16 protein-coding genes are annotated in these 15882 nt (G+C 72.5%); 4 read left to right on the top strand and 12 right to left on the bottom strand.

Annotation, left to right across the window (positions count from 1 at the left end; all coding sequences use genetic code 11):
• Nucleotides 1–121: 121 nt before the first annotated feature.
• The 10 genes from QFZ82_RS10045 to QFZ82_RS10005 all read right to left on the bottom strand — a co-directional run bounded on the left by QFZ82_RS10045 (nt 122) and on the right by QFZ82_RS10005 (nt 9873).
• The gene (locus tag QFZ82_RS10045) at nt 122–1465 is read right to left on the bottom strand and encodes a sulfate adenylyltransferase subunit 1 (RefSeq protein ID WP_307712830.1); all 1344 of its coding nucleotides are present in this window, start codon (nt 1463–1465) and stop codon (nt 122–124) included.
• A gap of 2 nt (nt 1466–1467) precedes the next feature.
• Nucleotides 1468–2394, bottom strand: coding sequence for a sulfate adenylyltransferase subunit CysD (gene cysD / locus QFZ82_RS10040; RefSeq protein ID WP_373429411.1), 927 nt, complete (start codon nt 2392–2394; stop codon nt 1468–1470).
• A gap of 17 nt (nt 2395–2411) precedes the next feature.
• The gene (gene cysC, locus QFZ82_RS10035; RefSeq protein WP_177151739.1) at nt 2412–2978 is read right to left on the bottom strand and encodes an adenylyl-sulfate kinase; all 567 of its coding nucleotides are present in this window, start codon (nt 2976–2978) and stop codon (nt 2412–2414) included.
• The gene (locus QFZ82_RS10030; RefSeq protein ID WP_307712828.1) at nt 2978–3679 is read right to left on the bottom strand and encodes a phosphoadenylyl-sulfate reductase; all 702 of its coding nucleotides are present in this window, start codon (nt 3677–3679) and stop codon (nt 2978–2980) included. The genes cysC and QFZ82_RS10030 overlap by 1 nt, the downstream gene beginning before the upstream one ends.
• Nucleotides 3676–3864, bottom strand: a complete 189-nt coding sequence (locus QFZ82_RS10025; protein WP_307712827.1) for a hypothetical protein — start codon at nt 3862–3864, stop codon at nt 3676–3678. Before QFZ82_RS10025 ends, QFZ82_RS10030 begins: the two co-directional genes overlap by 4 nt.
• Before the next feature lie 85 nt (nt 3865–3949).
• Nucleotides 3950–5647, bottom strand: a complete 1698-nt coding sequence (locus QFZ82_RS10020; protein WP_307712826.1) for a nitrite/sulfite reductase — start codon at nt 5645–5647, stop codon at nt 3950–3952.
• A gap of 115 nt (nt 5648–5762) precedes the next feature.
• Nucleotides 5763–5846: a putative leader peptide gene (locus tag QFZ82_RS39730; protein ID WP_310650533.1), complete on the bottom strand. Its 84-nt coding sequence runs from the start codon at nt 5844–5846 to the stop codon at nt 5763–5765.
• A 178-nt stretch (nt 5847–6024) separates the two neighbouring features.
• Nucleotides 6025–6597, bottom strand: coding sequence for a GNAT family N-acetyltransferase (locus QFZ82_RS10015; RefSeq protein WP_307712825.1), 573 nt, complete (start codon nt 6595–6597; stop codon nt 6025–6027).
• Nucleotides 6598–6665: 68 nt separating this feature from the next.
• Nucleotides 6666–7907 carry a GAF domain-containing protein gene (locus QFZ82_RS10010; RefSeq protein WP_373429410.1) on the bottom strand — a complete coding sequence of 414 codons (1242 nt, stop codon included), beginning with the start codon at nt 7905–7907 and terminating at the stop codon, nt 6666–6668.
• A 301-nt stretch (nt 7908–8208) separates the two neighbouring features.
• Nucleotides 8209–9873, bottom strand: coding sequence for an acyl-CoA dehydrogenase family protein (locus QFZ82_RS10005; RefSeq protein ID WP_307712823.1), 1665 nt, complete (start codon nt 9871–9873; stop codon nt 8209–8211).
• A gap of 17 nt (nt 9874–9890) precedes the next feature.
• Between QFZ82_RS10005 and QFZ82_RS10000 the strand changes: the two genes are divergently transcribed.
• Nucleotides 9891–11081, top strand: a complete 1191-nt coding sequence (locus tag QFZ82_RS10000; protein ID WP_307712822.1) for a YihY/virulence factor BrkB family protein — start codon at nt 9891–9893, stop codon at nt 11079–11081.
• Between the two features lie 29 nt (nt 11082–11110).
• The gene (locus QFZ82_RS09995; RefSeq protein WP_307712821.1) at nt 11111–11848 is read left to right on the top strand and encodes a helix-turn-helix domain-containing protein; all 738 of its coding nucleotides are present in this window, start codon (nt 11111–11113) and stop codon (nt 11846–11848) included.
• Here QFZ82_RS09995 and QFZ82_RS09990 read toward each other — a convergent pair.
• Nucleotides 11788–12180, bottom strand: coding sequence for a VOC family protein (locus QFZ82_RS09990; RefSeq protein ID WP_307712820.1), 393 nt, complete (start codon nt 12178–12180; stop codon nt 11788–11790). The genes QFZ82_RS09995 and QFZ82_RS09990 overlap by 61 nt on opposite strands.
• A gap of 293 nt (nt 12181–12473) precedes the next feature.
• Between QFZ82_RS09990 and QFZ82_RS09985 the strand changes: the two genes are divergently transcribed.
• Nucleotides 12474–13346: an ABC transporter substrate-binding protein gene (locus tag QFZ82_RS09985; RefSeq protein ID WP_307712819.1), complete on the top strand. Its 873-nt coding sequence runs from the start codon at nt 12474–12476 to the stop codon at nt 13344–13346.
• Nucleotides 13347–13445: 99 nt separating this feature from the next.
• Nucleotides 13446–15365, top strand: a complete 1920-nt coding sequence (locus tag QFZ82_RS09980) for an NAD(P)-binding protein (protein ID WP_307717681.1) — start codon at nt 13446–13448, stop codon at nt 15363–15365.
• Between the two features lie 54 nt (nt 15366–15419).
• Here QFZ82_RS09980 and QFZ82_RS09975 read toward each other — a convergent pair whose 3' ends face one another.
• Nucleotides 15420–15854, bottom strand: a complete 435-nt coding sequence (locus QFZ82_RS09975) for a subtilase-type protease inhibitor (RefSeq protein ID WP_307712818.1) — start codon at nt 15852–15854, stop codon at nt 15420–15422.
• Nucleotides 15855–15882 lie beyond the last annotated feature (28 nt).

The raw sequence follows: 15882 nt of genomic DNA, 5'->3' as shown, positions 1-15882 counted from the left end.
CGCGCGAGCGGTGCGCGTACGTCATCGCGCACATCGCGCCACCCCTCCCGTGCCCGCGCCGAGGGCGCCGCTGCCGACGCGGCCGCCCTCCTTGGCGAAGGTCCCGAAGGCGTCGGTCATGTCAGAAGTCCCAGCCGTCGTCGTCGGCCGGGTCCCGGACGGGCTCCGGCGAGGCGAACGACTCGCCGACCATGCCCGCGGTGAGCGTGGTGCCGTCGGCCGGGTCGATCAGGATGAACGCGCCGGTGCGGCGGGAGTCCGCGTACGAGTCGAGCGGCAGCGGCTCGGCCGTACGGATCTTGACGCGCCCGATGTCGTTGGCGACCAGCTGACCCGGGTGCGGGTGCAGGGAGAGGTCGTCGAGCGTCAGCCGGGACGGGATGTCCTTGACGATCGCCTTGACCGTGCGGGTGCCGTGCTTGAGCAGCACGCGGTGGCCGACGGTGAGCGACTGGTCGGCGACGTGGCAGACGGTCGCCTCGACGTCCTGGGTGGTCGGGGGCGCGTCCTTGCTCGGCACGATCAGGTCGCCGCGCGAGACGTCGATGTCGTCCTCCAGCAGGAGGGTCACCGACTGGGTCGTCCATGCCACGTCGACCGGCTTGCCCAGCAGGTCGATGCCGGAGACGCGCGAGGTACGGCCCGAGGGCAGCACGGTGACCGCCTCGCCGACCCGGAAGGTGCCGGCCGCGATCTGGCCCGCGTAGCCCCGGTAGTCCGGGTGCTCGGCGGTCTGCGGCCGGATCACGTACTGCACGGGCAGCCGGGCGTGGCAGTGGCTCAGGTCGTGGCTGACCGGCACCGTCTCCAGGTGCTCCAGCACGGTCGGGCCGCCGTACCAGTCCATGTTCGCGGACGGGTCCACGACGTTGTCCCCGGTCAGCGCCGAGATCGGGATCGCGGTGACCTCCGGGACGCCCAGCTCGGTCGCGTACGCCGTGAACTCCTCGGCGATCGCGGCGAACACGGACTCCGCGTAGTCGACGAGGTCCATCTTGTTGACGGCGAGGACCACGTGCGGAACGCGCAGCAGCGCGGCGATCGCCGCGTGGCGGCGGGTCTGCTCGACGACTCCGTTGCGGGCGTCGACCAGGATCACCGTGAGCTCGGCCGTGGACGCGCCGGTCACCATGTTGCGCGTGTACTGCACGTGGCCCGGCGTGTCGGCGAGGATGAACCGGCGGCGCGCGGTGGCGAAGTAGCGGTACGCCACGTCGATCGTGATGCCCTGCTCGCGCTCGGCCCGCAGACCGTCGGTGAGCAGCGCGAGGTCCGGCGCCTCCTGGCCGCGGCCCCGGGAGGCTCTCTCGACGGCCTCCAGCTGGTCGGCGAGGACCGACTTGGAGTCGTGCAGCAGCCGGCCCACCAGCGTGGACTTGCCGTCGTCGACGGACCCGGCGGTGGCGAAGCGCAGCAGGGTGGTGGCCGAAAGCTGCTCGGCCAGCTGCTCGGTGGTGCTGGTCATGTCTAGAAGTACCCTTCGCGCTTGCGGTCTTCCATCGCGGCCTCGGACAGCTTGTCGTCGGCGCGGGTCGCGCCCCGCTCGGTGAGGCGGGAGGCGGCGATCTCGGCGATCACGGCGTCCAGCGTGGTGGCGTCGGAGTCGACGGCACCGGTGCAGGACATGTCGCCGACGGTGCGGTAGCGGATGAGCCGCTTCTGAGTCGTCTCCGACTCCTTCGGGCCGCCCCACTCGCCCGCGGTCAGCCACATGCCGGCACGCTTGAACACCTCGCGCTCGTGGGCGAAGTAGATCTCCGGCAGCTCGATCCGCTCGCGCTGGATGTACTGCCACACGTCCAGCTCGGTCCAGTTGGAGAGCGGGAAGACGCGGACGTGCTCGCCGGGGGCGTGGCGGCCGTTGTAGAGCTGCCACAGCTCGGGGCGCTGCCGGCGCGGATCCCACTGCGAGAACTCGTCGCGGAGGCTGAACACCCGCTCCTTGGCGCGGGCCTTCTCCTCGTCGCGGCGGCCGCCGCCGAACACCGCGTCGAAGCGGTGCTGCTGGATGGCCTCGGTCAGCGGCACGGTCTGCAGCGGGTTGCGCGTGCCGTCGGGGCGCTCGCGCAGCTTGCCCGCGTCGATGTACTCCTGCACGGACGCGACATGGAGGCGCAGGCCGTGCTTCTCGACCGTGCGGTCGCGATACTCGATGACCTCCGGGAAGTTGTGCCCGGTGTCCACGTGCAGCAGCGTGAAGGGGATCGCGGCGGGCCGGAAGGCCTTCAGCGCGAGATGCAGCATGACGATGGAGTCCTTGCCGCCGGAGAACAGGATCACCGGCCGCTCGAACTCGCCCGCCACCTCGCGGAAGATGTGCACTGCCTCGGACTCGAGCGCGTCCAGGTGGGAGAGGGCGTACGGGCTGGCGGAATTGTCTGCCGCCTCGCTCACGACGTTGACACTCGTGGTCACAGGAGACCCCTTTCGGTCAGCAGCGCGTGGACCGCCGCGGCGGACTCCTGCACGGTCTGGTTCTGGGACTCGATCCGCAGATCGGGCGACTCGGGCTCCTCGTACGGGTCGTCGACCCCCGTCAGCCCGCTGATCTCGCCGGCCGCCTGCCTGGCGTACAGCCCCTTCACGTCGCGCACCGAGCACACCTCCACCGGAGTGGCGACATGCACCTCGACGTACGCGGTGCCCTCCTGCTGGTGGCGCTTGCGCACGGACTCGCGGCTGTCGGCGTACGGGGCGATGACCGGGACCAGCACCTTCACACCGTTGGACGCGAGCAGTTCGGCGACGAAGCCGATCCGCTGCACGTTGGTGTGCCGGTCCTCGCGGCTGAAGCCGAGGCCCGCCGAGAGGAACTCGCGGATCTCGTCGCCGTCGAGCAGCTCGACCCGGTGGCCTTCCTCGCGCAGCCTGCCCGCGAGCTCGTACGCGATGGTGGTCTTGCCGGCGCTCGGCAGACCCGTGAGCCAGATGGTGGCTCCGGTCACGTCGTTCTCCTGGTCCTTCTGAGTGTTCGTCATCAGCCGTGCAGCCCGCATTCCGTCTTGCCCCGCCCGGCCCAGCGGCCGGCGCGTGCGTCCTCGCCCTCCAGCACCCGGCGGGTGCAGGGGGCGCAGCCGACGGACGTGTAACCGTCCATGAGCAGGGGGTTCGTCAGGACACCGTGCTCGGCGACATAGGCGTCCACGTCGTCCTGGGTCCAGCGGGCGATCGGCGAGATCTTGACCTTCTGCCGCTTCTCGTCCCACCCGACGACCGGGGTGTTCGCCCGGGTCGGGGACTCGTCGCGGCGCAGGCCGGTGGCCCATGCGGCGTAGTCGGTCAGGCCCTCTTCGAGAGGCTTGACCTTGCGCAGGGCGCAGCACAGGTCGGGGTCGCGGTCGTGCAGCTTCGGACCGTACTCGGCGTCCTGCTCGGCCACGGTCTGGCGCGGGGTGAGCGTGATGACGTTGACGTCCATCACGGCGTCCACGGCGTCCCGCGTGCCGATCGTCTCCTCGAAGTGGTAGCCGGTGTCGAGGAAGACGACGTCCACACCGGGGAAGACGCGCGAGGCGAGGTGGGCGACGACCGCGTCCTCCATGGAGGAGGTGACGCAGAAGCGCTTGCCGAAGGTGTCGGCGGCCCACTTCAGGATGTCGAGCGCCGAGGCGTCCTCCAGGTCGCGGCCCGCCTGCTCGGCCAGCGACTTGAGGTCCTGATCGGACTGAGTCGTCGTCATATCGTTTCCCCTCCACCGTGGTTGAGCCGAAGTCCGCGGGACAGGAGCCCGAGGAACTTCAGCTGGAAGGCCCGATTGCACGCCGCGCATTCCCAGGCGCCGTGACTGCCTTCGACGGCTTCACTCGGCCGAAGGTCCTCGTCCCCGCAGTAGGGGCAGTAGAAGGGGGCGGCGCGCTCGCTCACGGTGTCTCCCTTTCCGCTTCTCCGCCCACGCGGCGCAGAGGTGCGGCCGTCGTCGCCTGCAGCCCGGCGGCCGCGTGTGCGTCGCTCACGACAGGGCCTCCTCGCTCGCGCGCGCCGCCCACGTGGCGAAGCGCTCGCCGTCCTCGCGCTCCGCCTCGAAGCGCTTGAGGACCCGCTCCACGTAGTCGGGCAGCTCGGCGGAGGTGACCTTCAGGCCGCGCACCTTGCGGCCGAAGGCGGCCTCCAGACCCAGCGCGCCGCCCAGGTGCACCTGGTATCCCTCGACCTGGTTGCCCTCGTCGTCGAGGACCAGCTGGCCCTTGAGACCGATGTCCGCGACCTGGATACGCGCGCAGGCGTTGGGGCAGCCGTTGATGTTGATGGTGATGGGCTGGTCGAACTCGGGGAGGCGCCGCTCCAGTTCGTCGATGAGCGCGGAGCCGCGGCCCTTCGTCTCGACGATCGCCAGCTTGCAGAACTCGATGCCGGTGCAGGCCATGGTGCCCCGCCGGAACGGCGACGGCTTGACCTGGAGGTCCAGTGCTTCGAGGCCGGAGACGAGCGAGTCGACCTGGTCCTCGGCGACGTCGAGCACGATCATCTTCTGCTCGACGGTGGTGCGCAGCCGGCCGGAGCCGTGCGCCGCCGCCAGATCGGCGATCTTGGTGAGGGTGGTGCCGTCGACGCGGCCCACCCGCGGGGCGAAGCCGACGTAGAAGCGGCCGTCCTGCTGTCGGTGGACGCCGACGTGGTCGCGCCAGTGCTCGACCGGCTGCTCGGGAGCGGGGCCGTCGACCAGCTTGCGCTTCAGGTACTCGTCCTCGAGCACCTGGCGGAACTTCTCGGCGCCCCAGTCGGCGACGAGGAACTTCAGGCGGGCGCGGTTGCGCAGGCGGCGGTAGCCGTAGTCCCGGAAGATCGAGATGACGCCTTCCCAGGCGTCCGGGACCTCGTCCAGGGGAACCCAGGCACCGAGGCGCACACCCAGCTTCGGGTTGGTGGACAGGCCGCCGCCCACCCACAGGTCGAAGCCCGGACCGTGCTCGGGGTGGTTCACCCCGACGAAGGCGACGTCGTTGATCTCGTGCGCCACGTCCAGCAGCGGGGAGCCGGAGATCGCGGTCTTGAACTTGCGCGGCAGGTTGGAGAAGTCCTTGTTGCCGATGAACCGGCGGTGGATCTCGTCGATGGCCGGGCTGCCGTCGACGATCTCGTCCTCGGCGATGCCGGCCACCGGGGAACCGAGGATCGTCCGCGGGGTGTCGCCGCACGCCTCGGTCGTCGACAGGCCGACGGCCTCCAGGCGGCGCCAGATCTCGGGGACGTCCTCGATGCGGATCCAGTGGTACTGGACGTTCTGCCGGTCGGTGAGGTCGGCGGTGCCGCGCGCGAACTCCTGCGAGATCTCGCCGATGACGCGCAGCTGCTCGGTGGTCAGCCGGCCACCGTCGATGCGCACCCGCAGCATGAAGAACTCGTCGTCCAGCTCCTCCGGCTCCAGAATCGCCGTCTTGCCGCCGTCGATCCCGGGCTTGCGCTGGGTGTACAGGCCCCACCAGCGCATACGTCCGCGCAGGTCGGCGCCGTCGATGGAGTCGAAGCCGCGATGGGCGTAGATCGTCTCAATGCGTGTCCGCACATTGAGACCGTCGTCGTCCTTCTTGGTCTGCTCGTTGCCGTTGAGCGGCGTGTGGTGCCCCATGGCCCACTGGCCCTCGCCGCGGTGGCGTCCGGCCTTGCGTCGCGACGTGGCGGAGACGGGCTTTTCAGGGGTGGCGGCCATGGCGGTATGTCCTTCGAGACTGCAGGAGGGCGGCTCTGAGCTGCACACTCGCGGCGAGGGCGCGACAGTGCGCAGGGCGGGTGAAGCAGGGGGAAAGCGCGGCTGTGCTGGGCTGTCAGCAGGCCGGACAGATGGCGCTGGACATGCGGCCGAGGTCGACGTGCCGCCGACTCACCAAGGCAATTCCAGTGCTAGACATGACGGAAGCGTGTCATGGGAGTTTGGACCCAGTCCACCGCTATCCAAGATGTGGACAACACTGTCCCGCATCGCGAGACAGTGTGTCATGGGTCACCGCGGAGCGGCCGCCGGGCCGGTGCCGGGGAGCCGTTGCCGGCGGACACCGCTCGGGGGCGGTCAGGAGAGCAGGGGCCGCTTCAGAGGCCCGCGCCGGGCCAGGGGCCGGGAGCCGCCGCCGGGTCCCCTTCTTCCTCCTCGACCTTGGTGTCGAAGACCGTGAAGCCGCGGCGCAGATAGTTGTCCATCGCGTGCGGGCCGTCCTTGGAGCAGGTGTGCAGCCACACCCGCTTGGTCTGCGCGAGCCCCGGCCAGCGGTCGGCCAGGTCCCAGGCCCGGGCGACGCCGTACGACAGCAGGTGCCCGCCGATCCGCCGGCCCCGGAAGGCCGGGACCAGCCCGAAGTAGACGATCTCCACCGCGCCCTCGTCCTGTGCCTGGAGCTCGACGTAGCCGGCCGGCGTCCCCTTGTCGTACGCCACCCACGTCTCGACGCCCGGACGCTCCAGCCACTCCTGCCAGTCGGCGTAGGTCATGCCCAGGCGGTCCGTCCAGTGGATGTCCCCGCCGACGGCCGTGTAGAGGAAGCGGCTGAACTCGGGCGAGGGGACCTCGGCCCGGACGATCCGTATGTCTCCGTCGGGCACCGACGCCGGCCGCTGGTCGGCGGGCGACGTCTGCTCCAGGGACCAGGTGGTCACAGTGATGCTCATGCGCGCCAGACAATCACGACGGCGGGTTCCGGCCAAGCGCCGGTCAGGCAGCGGACCGGCGGTCCCGGTCAGGCCGCCCGGGCCCGCCGGACCGCCGGAGCCGTCGAGTGCGGCAGCAGGTCGCCGGGCCGGTCCGGCGCCACCACCTCCACCTCCAGCTCCTCGGTGAACCGGTACGGGCGGTGCGCCAGCACCTGGGCGAGATGGCGCCGCAGCCGCGACATCTCCGCCCGCACGGTCACCGTCCGCGTCCGGTCCCCGAAGAGGTCCTCCGCCAGCTGCGCCGCGCTGCGCCCGTCCCGGTGCAGCGCGAGCAGGTACAGCAGCTCGGCATGGCGGGGACTGAGCTCGTACGTCCAGCTTCCGCAGCCGCCCGACACCCGTACCGAGGGCCGCCGGGGCCTGCTCAGATCCAGCACCACCCGGCCCGGCGCCACCGGCCCGGCGTCGTCCTCGTCCACCCGCACCAGCCAGCCGCTGGGCAGCGGTTCCACCGAACACATCCCCAGCGACGGCAGCCACAGCCGCCCGGCGCGCACCGCCTTCGGCAGCGCCAGCCTGCCCGGCGGAGCCATTCCGGTCACCGCTGCGGGCCAGCCGTTGCCGTCCACCGCCAGCGCCCGGCCGCCGATCCGGCCCAGCAGCGGCGCCGCCGCACTGCGCAGCCGGTCCAGCGCCTCGTGGTGGCGGTTGCGCAACTCGGCCTCGGCGAGCTTGGTGACCGAGGTGACGAGGGCGAGCGTGGCCGGATGCATCGTGGACAGCGGTCCGCTGATGTCGACGACGCCGATCAGTTTCCCGTCGCGCGGATCGGTGACCGGGGCGCCCGCGCAGGTCCAGGTGTGGTGGGTGGCGACGAAGTGCTCGGCCGAGTGCACCTGGACGGGGCGGCGGGTCACGAGGGCGGTGCCGACGCCGTTCGTGCCGACCAGACCCTCGGACCAGTCCGCGCCCAGGACGAAGCCGTGCCCGTCGCCCTTGCGCAGCACGGGCGAGCTGCCCTCCCGCCACAGCAGCCGGCCCTCCGCGTCCGAGACGACCATGATGTGCTGCGCCGCCTCCGCGATGGACACGAGACCGTCGCGGAGCACCGGCAGCACGTCCAGCAGCGGCGAGGACAGCCTGCGGCGTTCGATCTCCTCCAGTGGCAGCACCCCGGCCCTGCGGTCCTTGTCCGGGTCCACCCCGCCGCGCAGCATCCGCTGCCACGACTCGTCGATGTCCGTGCGCGGGCCCACCTGCGGCCGGCGCCCGGAGAGCGCCGCGTCCCGTACGCCCTTCAGCAGCCGGAGGGCCTCAGCGGTGTCCATGGTCGCGAGCCTCACCAGGTCGAGCGATGTGTTGTGCACTGGGTCCTCCTCGATGACGCCAGCGTCCGGAGCGGGGGGTGGCAGGGGCGTGCCCGGCAATCCTGCCTCGCTTCCGGGCACAGTGCGCCGCCATATGCCACACAAGGATGCAACCCTTTGCAACCGTCGCGAACGGGCGTGCGCATGTACGAAGGTGACGCAACACCGGTCCGCCGGTGTGGGTGGTGCCGTGTCGGCGCAGCACCACCCAACTAACGTCACGGGCGCGGGCCGTCGCACCACGGCCCGCGCCCGTTCGACGTCACACCGAGGCGCGCGCCCGCTCCACCACCGAGGCCAGGTCCAGCGAGTGCGGCAGCGTCCCGAACGCCGCTCCCCAGTCACCGCCCAGCCGCGAGGCGCAGAACGCGTCGGCCACCTCCGGGGGAGCCCAACGCACCAGCAGCGACCCCTGCAGCACCAGCGCCATGCGCTCGACGAGCCGCCGCGCCCGCGCCTCGATGCCGTCCAGGTCGGCGAGCTCCGTCAGCAGATCCTTGATCGCCGCGTCCAGCCGGTGGTCAGCGCCCCGCGCCGTGCCGACCTCCTGGAGGAAGGCGTTCAGCGCCTGCGGCTCCCTCTGCAGCGCGCGCAGCACGTCCAGGGCCTGGACGTTGCCCGAGCCCTCCCAGATCGAGTTGAGCGGCGACTCGCGCAGCAGCCGGGGCATGCCCGACTCCTCCACGTAGCCGTTGCCGCCCAGGCACTCCAGGGCCTCGGCCGCGACCGGCGTGCACCGCTTGGTCACCCAGTACTTGGCCGCGGGCACCGCGAGCCGCAGGAACGCCCGCTCCTCCTCGGTGTCCGCGTCGTACGCCGCGGCCAGCCGCAGTCCCAGCGTCGTCGCCGCCTCCGACTCGAGCGCCAGATCGGCCAGCACGTTGCGCATCAGCGGCTTGTCGACGAGCAGCCCGCCGAAGGCGCTGCGGTACGTCGCGTGGTGCACGGCCTGCGCCACTCCCTGCCGCATCAGGGCGGCCGAGCCGAGGACGCAGTCGAGCCGGGTCGCGGCCACCATCTCGATGATGGTGCGCACCCCGCGGCCCTCGTCGCCGACCCGCCTGCCCCACGTGCCGTCGAACTCCACCTCGCCGGACGCGTTGGACCGGTTGCCGAGCTTGTCCTTGAGCCGCTGGATCCTGAAGACGTTGCGCGTCCCGTCCTCCAGCACCCGGGGCACCAGGAAGCAGGTCAGCCCTCCCCCGTGGCCTTCGGCACGGGAGGTGCCCCCAGCCGCCTGCGCGAGGACCAGGAAACCGTCGCTCATCGGCGCGGAGCAGAACCATTTGTGACCGGTCAGCACGTACTCGCCGTCGGCGGCCAGCGGCTCGGCGCGCGTGGTGTTCGCGCGCACGTCGCTGCCGCCCTGCTTCTCGGTCATGCCCATCCCGAACAGCGAACCCGCCTTCTCGGCCGCCGGGCGCAGGCCCTCCTCGTACACCGTCGACGTCAGCCGCGGCTCCCACACCGCGGCGAGCGCCGGATCCGTCCGCAGGGCGGGCACCGAGGCGTGCGTCATCGACAGGGGGCAGCCGTGCCCCGCCTCGGCCTGGGTCCACACCAGGAATCCGGCGGCCCGGCGCACGTGCCCGGCAGGCCTGTTCCAGGCGTTCACCAGGCCCGCCGAGACGCTGTGCCCGAGCAGCCGGTGCCAGGCCGGATGGAACTCGACCTCGTCGATCCGGTTCCCGTACCGGTCGTGGGTGCGCAGCTTCGGCGGGTTCTCGTTGGCCTGCGTCCCCCATTCCTGGGCCTGTGCCGAGCCCGCCGTCTGCCCGAGTGCGGACAGCTCCTCGCGCACCTCGTCCCGGAGCTCGGGGGCCACGTGCCGGTCGACCGCTTCCGCGAGAGCGCGGTCGGCGCTGTAGACGTCGTACCCCACCAGGGGCGGAGCCTGGTTGGTCACTGTGTGGGTGCTGTCTGCCATGCCGATACGGTAAGGAGGTGCAGGCAGCAAATGAAACACCCGAGCGGCCCCATGGGCGGCTCCACCGAGCCCGAGTCCTCTACCGCAACGTCTCCAAGCGGAAGATGGCGTGGCTGCTGCTCAAGGACACCGTCAATTCCTGCATCGAGTACCGGATCCTGGGCCTGGCCGCCGAGGCGGCGTTCTTCACGCTGCTGTCGGTGCCGCCGCTGATGCTCGGCCTTCTGGGCCTGCTCGGCTACATCGACGACTGGACCGACACCACCACCGTCGCCTCGATCGAGAAGAACATCCTCACCGCGGTCGGCACCGTGCTCTCCGACCGGGGCGTCAACGACATCGCCAAACCGCTGCTGGAGGACGTCACCCACGGCGGCAGGCCGGACCTCATCTCCATCGGTTTCGCCATCGCCCTCTGGTCGGGCTCCCGCGCGGTCAACGTCTTCATCGACACCATCACCGTCATGTACGGGCTGGACGGGCACCGGGGCATCGTCGCGACGAGGCTCCTGGCGTTCCTGCTCTACATCATCGCCCTGCTGATCGGCGCGGTGGTGCTGCCGCTCGCCGTCGTCGGCCCGGACCGGGTGGTGGAGCTGATGCCGTGGGGCACGGAAGTGGTGGAGTTCCTCTACTGGCCGGTGGTGATCCTGCTGTCGATCGCCTTCCTCACCACCCTGTACCACGTGTCCGTGCCCGTGCGGTCGCCCTGGGTGGAGGACGTGCCGGGAGCGCTCGTGGCGCTCGGGATGTGGGTGCTCGGCAGCTTCCTGCTCCGCATCTACCTGACCAGCACCGTCGAGGGCCCCACGATCTACGGCTCGCTCGCGGCGCCCATCGCCTTCCTGCTGTGGATAGGCATCTCCGCCTTCGCCGTCCTCGTCGGCGCCGCCGTCAACGCTGCCATCGACCGCGTCTGGCCCTCGGTCGCCACGGCCGCGGCCCGCGCCGCCAACGAGCGCGCCCGCGCCGCGGACGCCGCCGAGCTGCTCGCGCGGGCGAGGGCGGCCCTGGTGTACGAGGACGACGAGGACGGGGACGAGGACGGCGGCGACATGCCGTCCGAGTTCCCCGAGCGCTGGTCGAGGTTCCTGCCGCCGGACGACGTGAGGTCCCGCCTGCACACCGGGCGGGACAGCGGCAAGGACAGCGGCCGCGGCAACGGCAGGGACCAGACCCGCGACGACGGGCAGGACGGCCACGCCTGACCGCCGGACCCCGTCCTGTCCTCGGTCGTATGTACCAGGAACGGCCCTCACGCCTGGACGGCGCCGTCGTCTGGACCAGGACCGTGCACGGGCACGACGGCCCGGTGCATCCGGTGCTCCCCGACGGCTGCATGGACCTGCTGTGGAACGGGGACCGGCTGCTCGTCGCGGGCCCCGACACCGCTGCCCACACCCCGGACGGCGAGGCCGGAGCACTCTGGGCGGGCCTGCGCTTCGCGCCCGGCGCCGCGCCCGCGTTCTTCGGCGTCCCGGCCCACGAACTGCGTGACCCGCGGGTGGCGCCGGCCGATCTGTGGGGTACGGCGCAGGCCCGCCGACTCGCCGAACGCGTCGGCGACGCGGCCTGCCCCGCCGACGGGCTGGAGGCCGTGGCGCTCGCCCGGGCCGCGCAGGCGCCGCCGCCTGACCCGCTGCTCACGCGGGTCGTCGGTCACCTGGACGCGGGCGGCACCGTCGCGGCCGCGGCGGAGGCGGCCGGACTCGGCGCCCGGCAGCTGCACCGGCGCTCCCTGGACGCCTTCGGCTACGGCCCCAAGACGCTGGCCCGCATCCTGAGGCTCCAGCGCGCGCTCAGACTGGTCCGCTCCGGCGTCCCCTACGCCGATGCGGCGCTCGCGGCGGGCTGCGCCGACCAGGCGCACCTGGCCCGGGAGATGCGTGCCCTGGCCGGCACCACCCTCAGCTCCTACGCGGCGTCGGCGAAGAGGGAGACGCCCATGCCGTCCGGGTCGAGCACCACCGCGTAACGCTGCCCCCACACCGCGTCCCACGGCTCGAGGTGGCCCCGGTGGCCGGCGGACACCAGCTCGTCGTAGACGGCGTCGACCTCGGCGGGGCTGTCGCACCGGAAGCAGAGCCCGATGCGATCGCCGCCGGACGGGCGGGTCCAGCAGTGATCGAAGGAGCGGACGGTCTCCTCGGTGTCCCACAGCACCCGCAATCCGCCGGGCAGGGTCGCCTCCACGTGCGGGGCGGAGTCCGCGTCGGCGGGGACGGTGAGGCCGAGGCGGCGGTAGAAGGCGAGGGAGGCGGCCATGTCGGAGACGACGAGGCCGATGGCGTCGAGTCGTGGAGTCATGTCGTCACCGTAGGGCGGCCGGGACACCGCGGTGTTGAACGAATCGGACGCCCGGCGGCTGCCGCTTCGAGGCCGGCCGACGCCGGGGAGAGCCGAGTAGGACGCCGGGACCGGACGCCGAGGCATATACGCGGGCACTCGCGCGAGCTGGACGAGGCCGAGCCGACGGTGTTCGTGTTCCGGGCGGGCGGCCATGAGCCGACCGACCGCTGAAGGGCGGCCCGGCGCGTACGAAGCGCCCCGCCGGGGCAGGGAATCGGCGACGCACGTGCCGATGACCGAGTGGAGGCGCAATGGCGTACGACGACGGATGGCAGTTCCTGGACGACCGCGGCCGCCTGGCCACCGCGCCGCGCACCCCGGCGCGGATCACCGCGTACATACAGGCGGGGGCCACCCTGTACGACCACGGCTTACGGCCGGCGAGCGTCTTCGGCTCCGCCCACGACGGCGCCGACGCCGACCCCGTCAAGGCCGGAGCCCTGCCGATCGGGACCGCCGACTACCTCGGCCCGGGGCCCGGGCTGAGAGCCGACGACCTCCTGCGCTCCGCTCCGGACCTCGTGGTGGCGGTGGCGTACGGCTCCGACCACGTCTACGGGCTCGACCCCGACGCGGCCAAGCACCTCGAGGAGCGTGTTCCCCTCGTCGTCCTGGACGTCGGGCAGGGGCGCCCGCTCGACGGAACGCGGGAACGGTTCGAAGGACTGGCCGCCTCGCTCGGCGCCGGCGAGGACGCGACGGCGGCGGCCGGACTGACCGGCGCGCGAACGCGGTTGAGCGCCGCCGCGGCCCGGGCGCCCGAGGTCCGCGTCCTCGCCCTGTCACCCGCCGGCGACGACACCGTGCACCTGGCCCGGCCCACCGCGTGGCCCGACCTGCGGGCCCTGACCGGGCACGGGGTGCGCATGGCCGAGCCCGGCCCCGGTCCCGGCGTCAGTTGGTCCACCACCGACTGGACGGCGGCGGAGCGACTGGAGCCCGACGTCGTCCTGGTGGACGTGCGCGCCAATGCCGTGCCGATGCACCGCCTGGCCGGGCCCGGCGGCCGGTGGGCCACCACGGCACGCTCCCGCGTCGTGCCGTGGAATCCCGAACTCCCCTGCAGCGCCCGCGCCCACGCGGACTTCTTCGCGGCGGTGGCGAAGGCGCTGGAGACCCGCTGACCCGCCCCCCGGCGCAACCGCCCGGAGGCGCACGGCACTCTATGGGGTGTGAGCTCCACCTTCCCGCAGCAGACGCAACTGCCCGTCACGCCGGGCCACATGATCGTGTGTGGCGACGACACGCTGGCGCACCGGCTCGCCGCCGAACTGCGCGAGGTCTACCGGGAGCGGGTCACACTCGTCGTGCCCGCGGCGGGAGCGCCGCGAGGCTCCGAACCGTCGTCGCCGGGCAGGGCGAGGGCCTCCGCGCTGTTCGGGCGGGTGTCGGCCGCCATGACCCGCGCGGTCGCCCCGCCCGTCGCGCCCGGCGACACCCCGCCGCCCGACCTCCCCCGGGTCCTGGAGACCCCGCAGCTGGACGAGGACGTGCTGCTGGAGGCCGGGGTGGGCGACGCCGCGGCCCTCGCGCTCGTCCACGAAGACGACGAGACCAACATCCGGGCCGCGCTCGCCGCCCGCCGCCTCAACCCGCGTCTGCGGCTGGTGATCCGCCTCTACAACCGCAAACTCGGCCAGCACCTCGAACAACTCCTCGACCAGGCGGCCGCGTTGGCCGACCCGGGGATCGACCCCGAGAAGCTGGACGCCTCCACGACCGTCCTGTCGGACGCGGACACCGCCGCACCCGCGCTGGCCGCGACCGCGATCGCCGGGACGAGCAAGGTGGTACGGGCCGACGGCCTGCTGCTGCGGGCCGTCGAACGCACGCCGCCCGCCCGGGGCGAGGTCGCCGACCCCGGGCTGTGCACCCTCGCGCTGCTGTCGTCGACCACCAACGACCCGGCGGGCGAGGAGGGTTCGGACCGCAGCGGCCAGGAGGGTCCGCGGCTGCTCCCCGACGACCGGAGCGTCGCGGAGGCCACCGGGCGCGGCACCGTCGTCCTGGAGGCCATCTCGCACACCGCACCCGGCCGCGCACCCGGGCCGTTCTCGGGCCGGGGCGCACCACTGGGACAACTCTTCTCGCGGCGGCTGCGCTGGTCCCTCGCCGGGCTCGGCGCGGCCGTCGTCGGCCTCGGCGTCGCCACGTGGCTCACCACCGGCGACCATCCGCTGCACGCGATGTACCTCATCCTGCTCGACCTGTTCGGCATGGGCGACCCCGCCCACGGCGCGGACCCCGACCGCCAGGTCCTGCAACTCCTCACCGGCCTCGCCGGACTGCTGCTGCTCCCGCTCACGGTCGCGGCGGCACTGGAGGCCCTCGGCACGTTCCGTACCGCCTCCGCGCTGCGCCGCCCGCCGCGCGGGCTGTCGGGGCATGTGGTGCTGCTCGGCCTCGGGAAGATCGGCAGCAGGGTGCTGATGCAACTCAGAGAGCTCGGCATCCCCGTGGTCTGCGTCGAGGAGGACCCCGAGGCGCGCGGCATCCCGCTGGTACGGCGCCTGCGGGTGCCGACCGTGCTGGGCGACGTGACCCAGGAGGGCGTGCTGGAGGCCGCGAAGATCCATCGGGCGCATGCCCTGCTCGCCCTCACCAGCGTCGACACGACGAACCTCGAAGCCGCCCTGTACGCACGCTCCGCCAGACCCGATCTGCGGGTCGCCCTGCGGATCTACGACGACGAGTTCGCCCGCGCCGTCTACCGCAGCCTGCGCTCGGCCCACCCGGGCGCGCTCACCCGCAGCCGCAGCGTCTCCACCCTGGCCGCTCCGGCCTTCGCCGGAGCCATGATGGGACGTCAGATCCTCGGGGCGATCCCGGTCGAGCGCAAGGTGCTGCTGTTCGCCGCCCTGGAGGTCGCCGGCCAGCCGCGGCTCGAAGGACTGACGGTGGCGGAGGCGTTCCGGCCGGGCCGCTGGCGCGTGATCGCGCTGGACGCCACGGCTCCCGGCGACCGGCGCGCCGATCTGGCGACCGCCCGCCGCTCGGGCGAGGACGGCGCCGCGGGACTCGTCTGGGACCTGCACCCCGGCTATGTGCTGCGCCCCGAGGACAGGGTGGTCGTGGCGGCGACCCGCCGGGGGCTCGCGGAACTGCTGGGCAGGAGGCACCGCACGACCGGCGGACAGCGGTGAACGAGGGGCGGCCACGGCGCGCACGCGCCGTGGCCGCCCCGCCGTCGTACGGGCTCAGAATGCGAAGACGACGCCGTCGGCTCCTTCCTTGAAACAGCTGTTGGCGAAGGTGTGCGTGAAGGCGATCCGCCTGCCGTCCCACACGCCGTCCGCGGTGACCGTCACCGGGTCCCACTGCTTCGTGCACATGACGCCGCTGTCCGCGGCGACGACCGACTCGAACCGGGCTCCGCCGGCGCGCAGTTCGGCGCAGGCCGTGCCGGCGGCCGGGTGGGTGCCGCCTGCCCTGGGCGTGCAGGTGAGGGTGACCGCGCGCAGCACGCTGCCGTTCAGGGCGTCGTCACCGGCGGTCACGGTGAGCACCAGCGCGGAGGGCGCGTACAGGCTCTGCGTGCCGGTCTGCGCCGCGCCGGCGCTGCCCGTGCCGGGCGCGACGGCGATCCCGAGCGCCGTGGTGGCGAGCACGAGACTCTTGGCGATGTACCGCATGTCGAACACTCCCTGGAGTGGTTGTTTC

Origin of the sequence: Streptomyces sp. V4I23, from assembly GCF_030817975.1 — a bacterium.
Lineage (GTDB): Bacteria > Actinomycetota > Actinomycetes > Streptomycetales > Streptomycetaceae > Streptomyces.
Note: the sequence above shows the minus strand (reverse complement) of the source record. Positions and strands in the feature narration are given on the sequence as shown.

Bases quoted from the DNA above. Each gene is read 5' to 3' on its own strand.
- QFZ82_RS10045 (WP_307712830.1), bottom strand. From the start codon at position 1,465: ATGACCAGCACCACCGAGCAGCTGGCCGAGCAGCTTTCGGCCACCACC.
- cysC (WP_177151739.1), bottom strand. From the start codon at position 2,978: ATGACGAACACTCAGAAGGACCAGGAGAACGACGTGACCGGAGCCACC.
- QFZ82_RS10030 (WP_307712828.1), bottom strand. From the start codon at position 3,679: ATGACGACGACTCAGTCCGATCAGGACCTCAAGTCGCTGGCCGAGCAG.
- QFZ82_RS10020 (WP_307712826.1), bottom strand. From the start codon at position 5,647: ATGGCCGCCACCCCTGAAAAGCCCGTCTCCGCCACGTCGCGACGCAAG.
- QFZ82_RS39730 (WP_310650533.1), bottom strand. From the start codon at position 5,846: ATGTCTAGCACTGGAATTGCCTTGGTGAGTCGGCGGCACGTCGACCTC.
- QFZ82_RS10015 (WP_307712825.1), bottom strand. From the start codon at position 6,597: ATGAGCATCACTGTGACCACCTGGTCCCTGGAGCAGACGTCGCCCGCC.
- QFZ82_RS10010 (WP_373429410.1), bottom strand. From the start codon at position 7,907: ATGGACACCGCTGAGGCCCTCCGGCTGCTGAAGGGCGTACGGGACGCG.
- QFZ82_RS10005 (WP_307712823.1), bottom strand. From the start codon at position 9,873: ATGGCAGACAGCACCCACACAGTGACCAACCAGGCTCCGCCCCTGGTG.
- QFZ82_RS09995 (WP_307712821.1), top strand. From the start codon at position 11,111: ATGTACCAGGAACGGCCCTCACGCCTGGACGGCGCCGTCGTCTGGACC.
- QFZ82_RS09990 (WP_307712820.1), bottom strand. From the start codon at position 12,180: ATGACTCCACGACTCGACGCCATCGGCCTCGTCGTCTCCGACATGGCC.
- QFZ82_RS09985 (WP_307712819.1), top strand. From the start codon at position 12,474: ATGGCGTACGACGACGGATGGCAGTTCCTGGACGACCGCGGCCGCCTG.
- QFZ82_RS09980 (WP_307717681.1), top strand. From the start codon at position 13,446: ATGATCGTGTGTGGCGACGACACGCTGGCGCACCGGCTCGCCGCCGAA.
- QFZ82_RS09975 (WP_307712818.1), bottom strand. From the start codon at position 15,854: ATGCGGTACATCGCCAAGAGTCTCGTGCTCGCCACCACGGCGCTCGGG.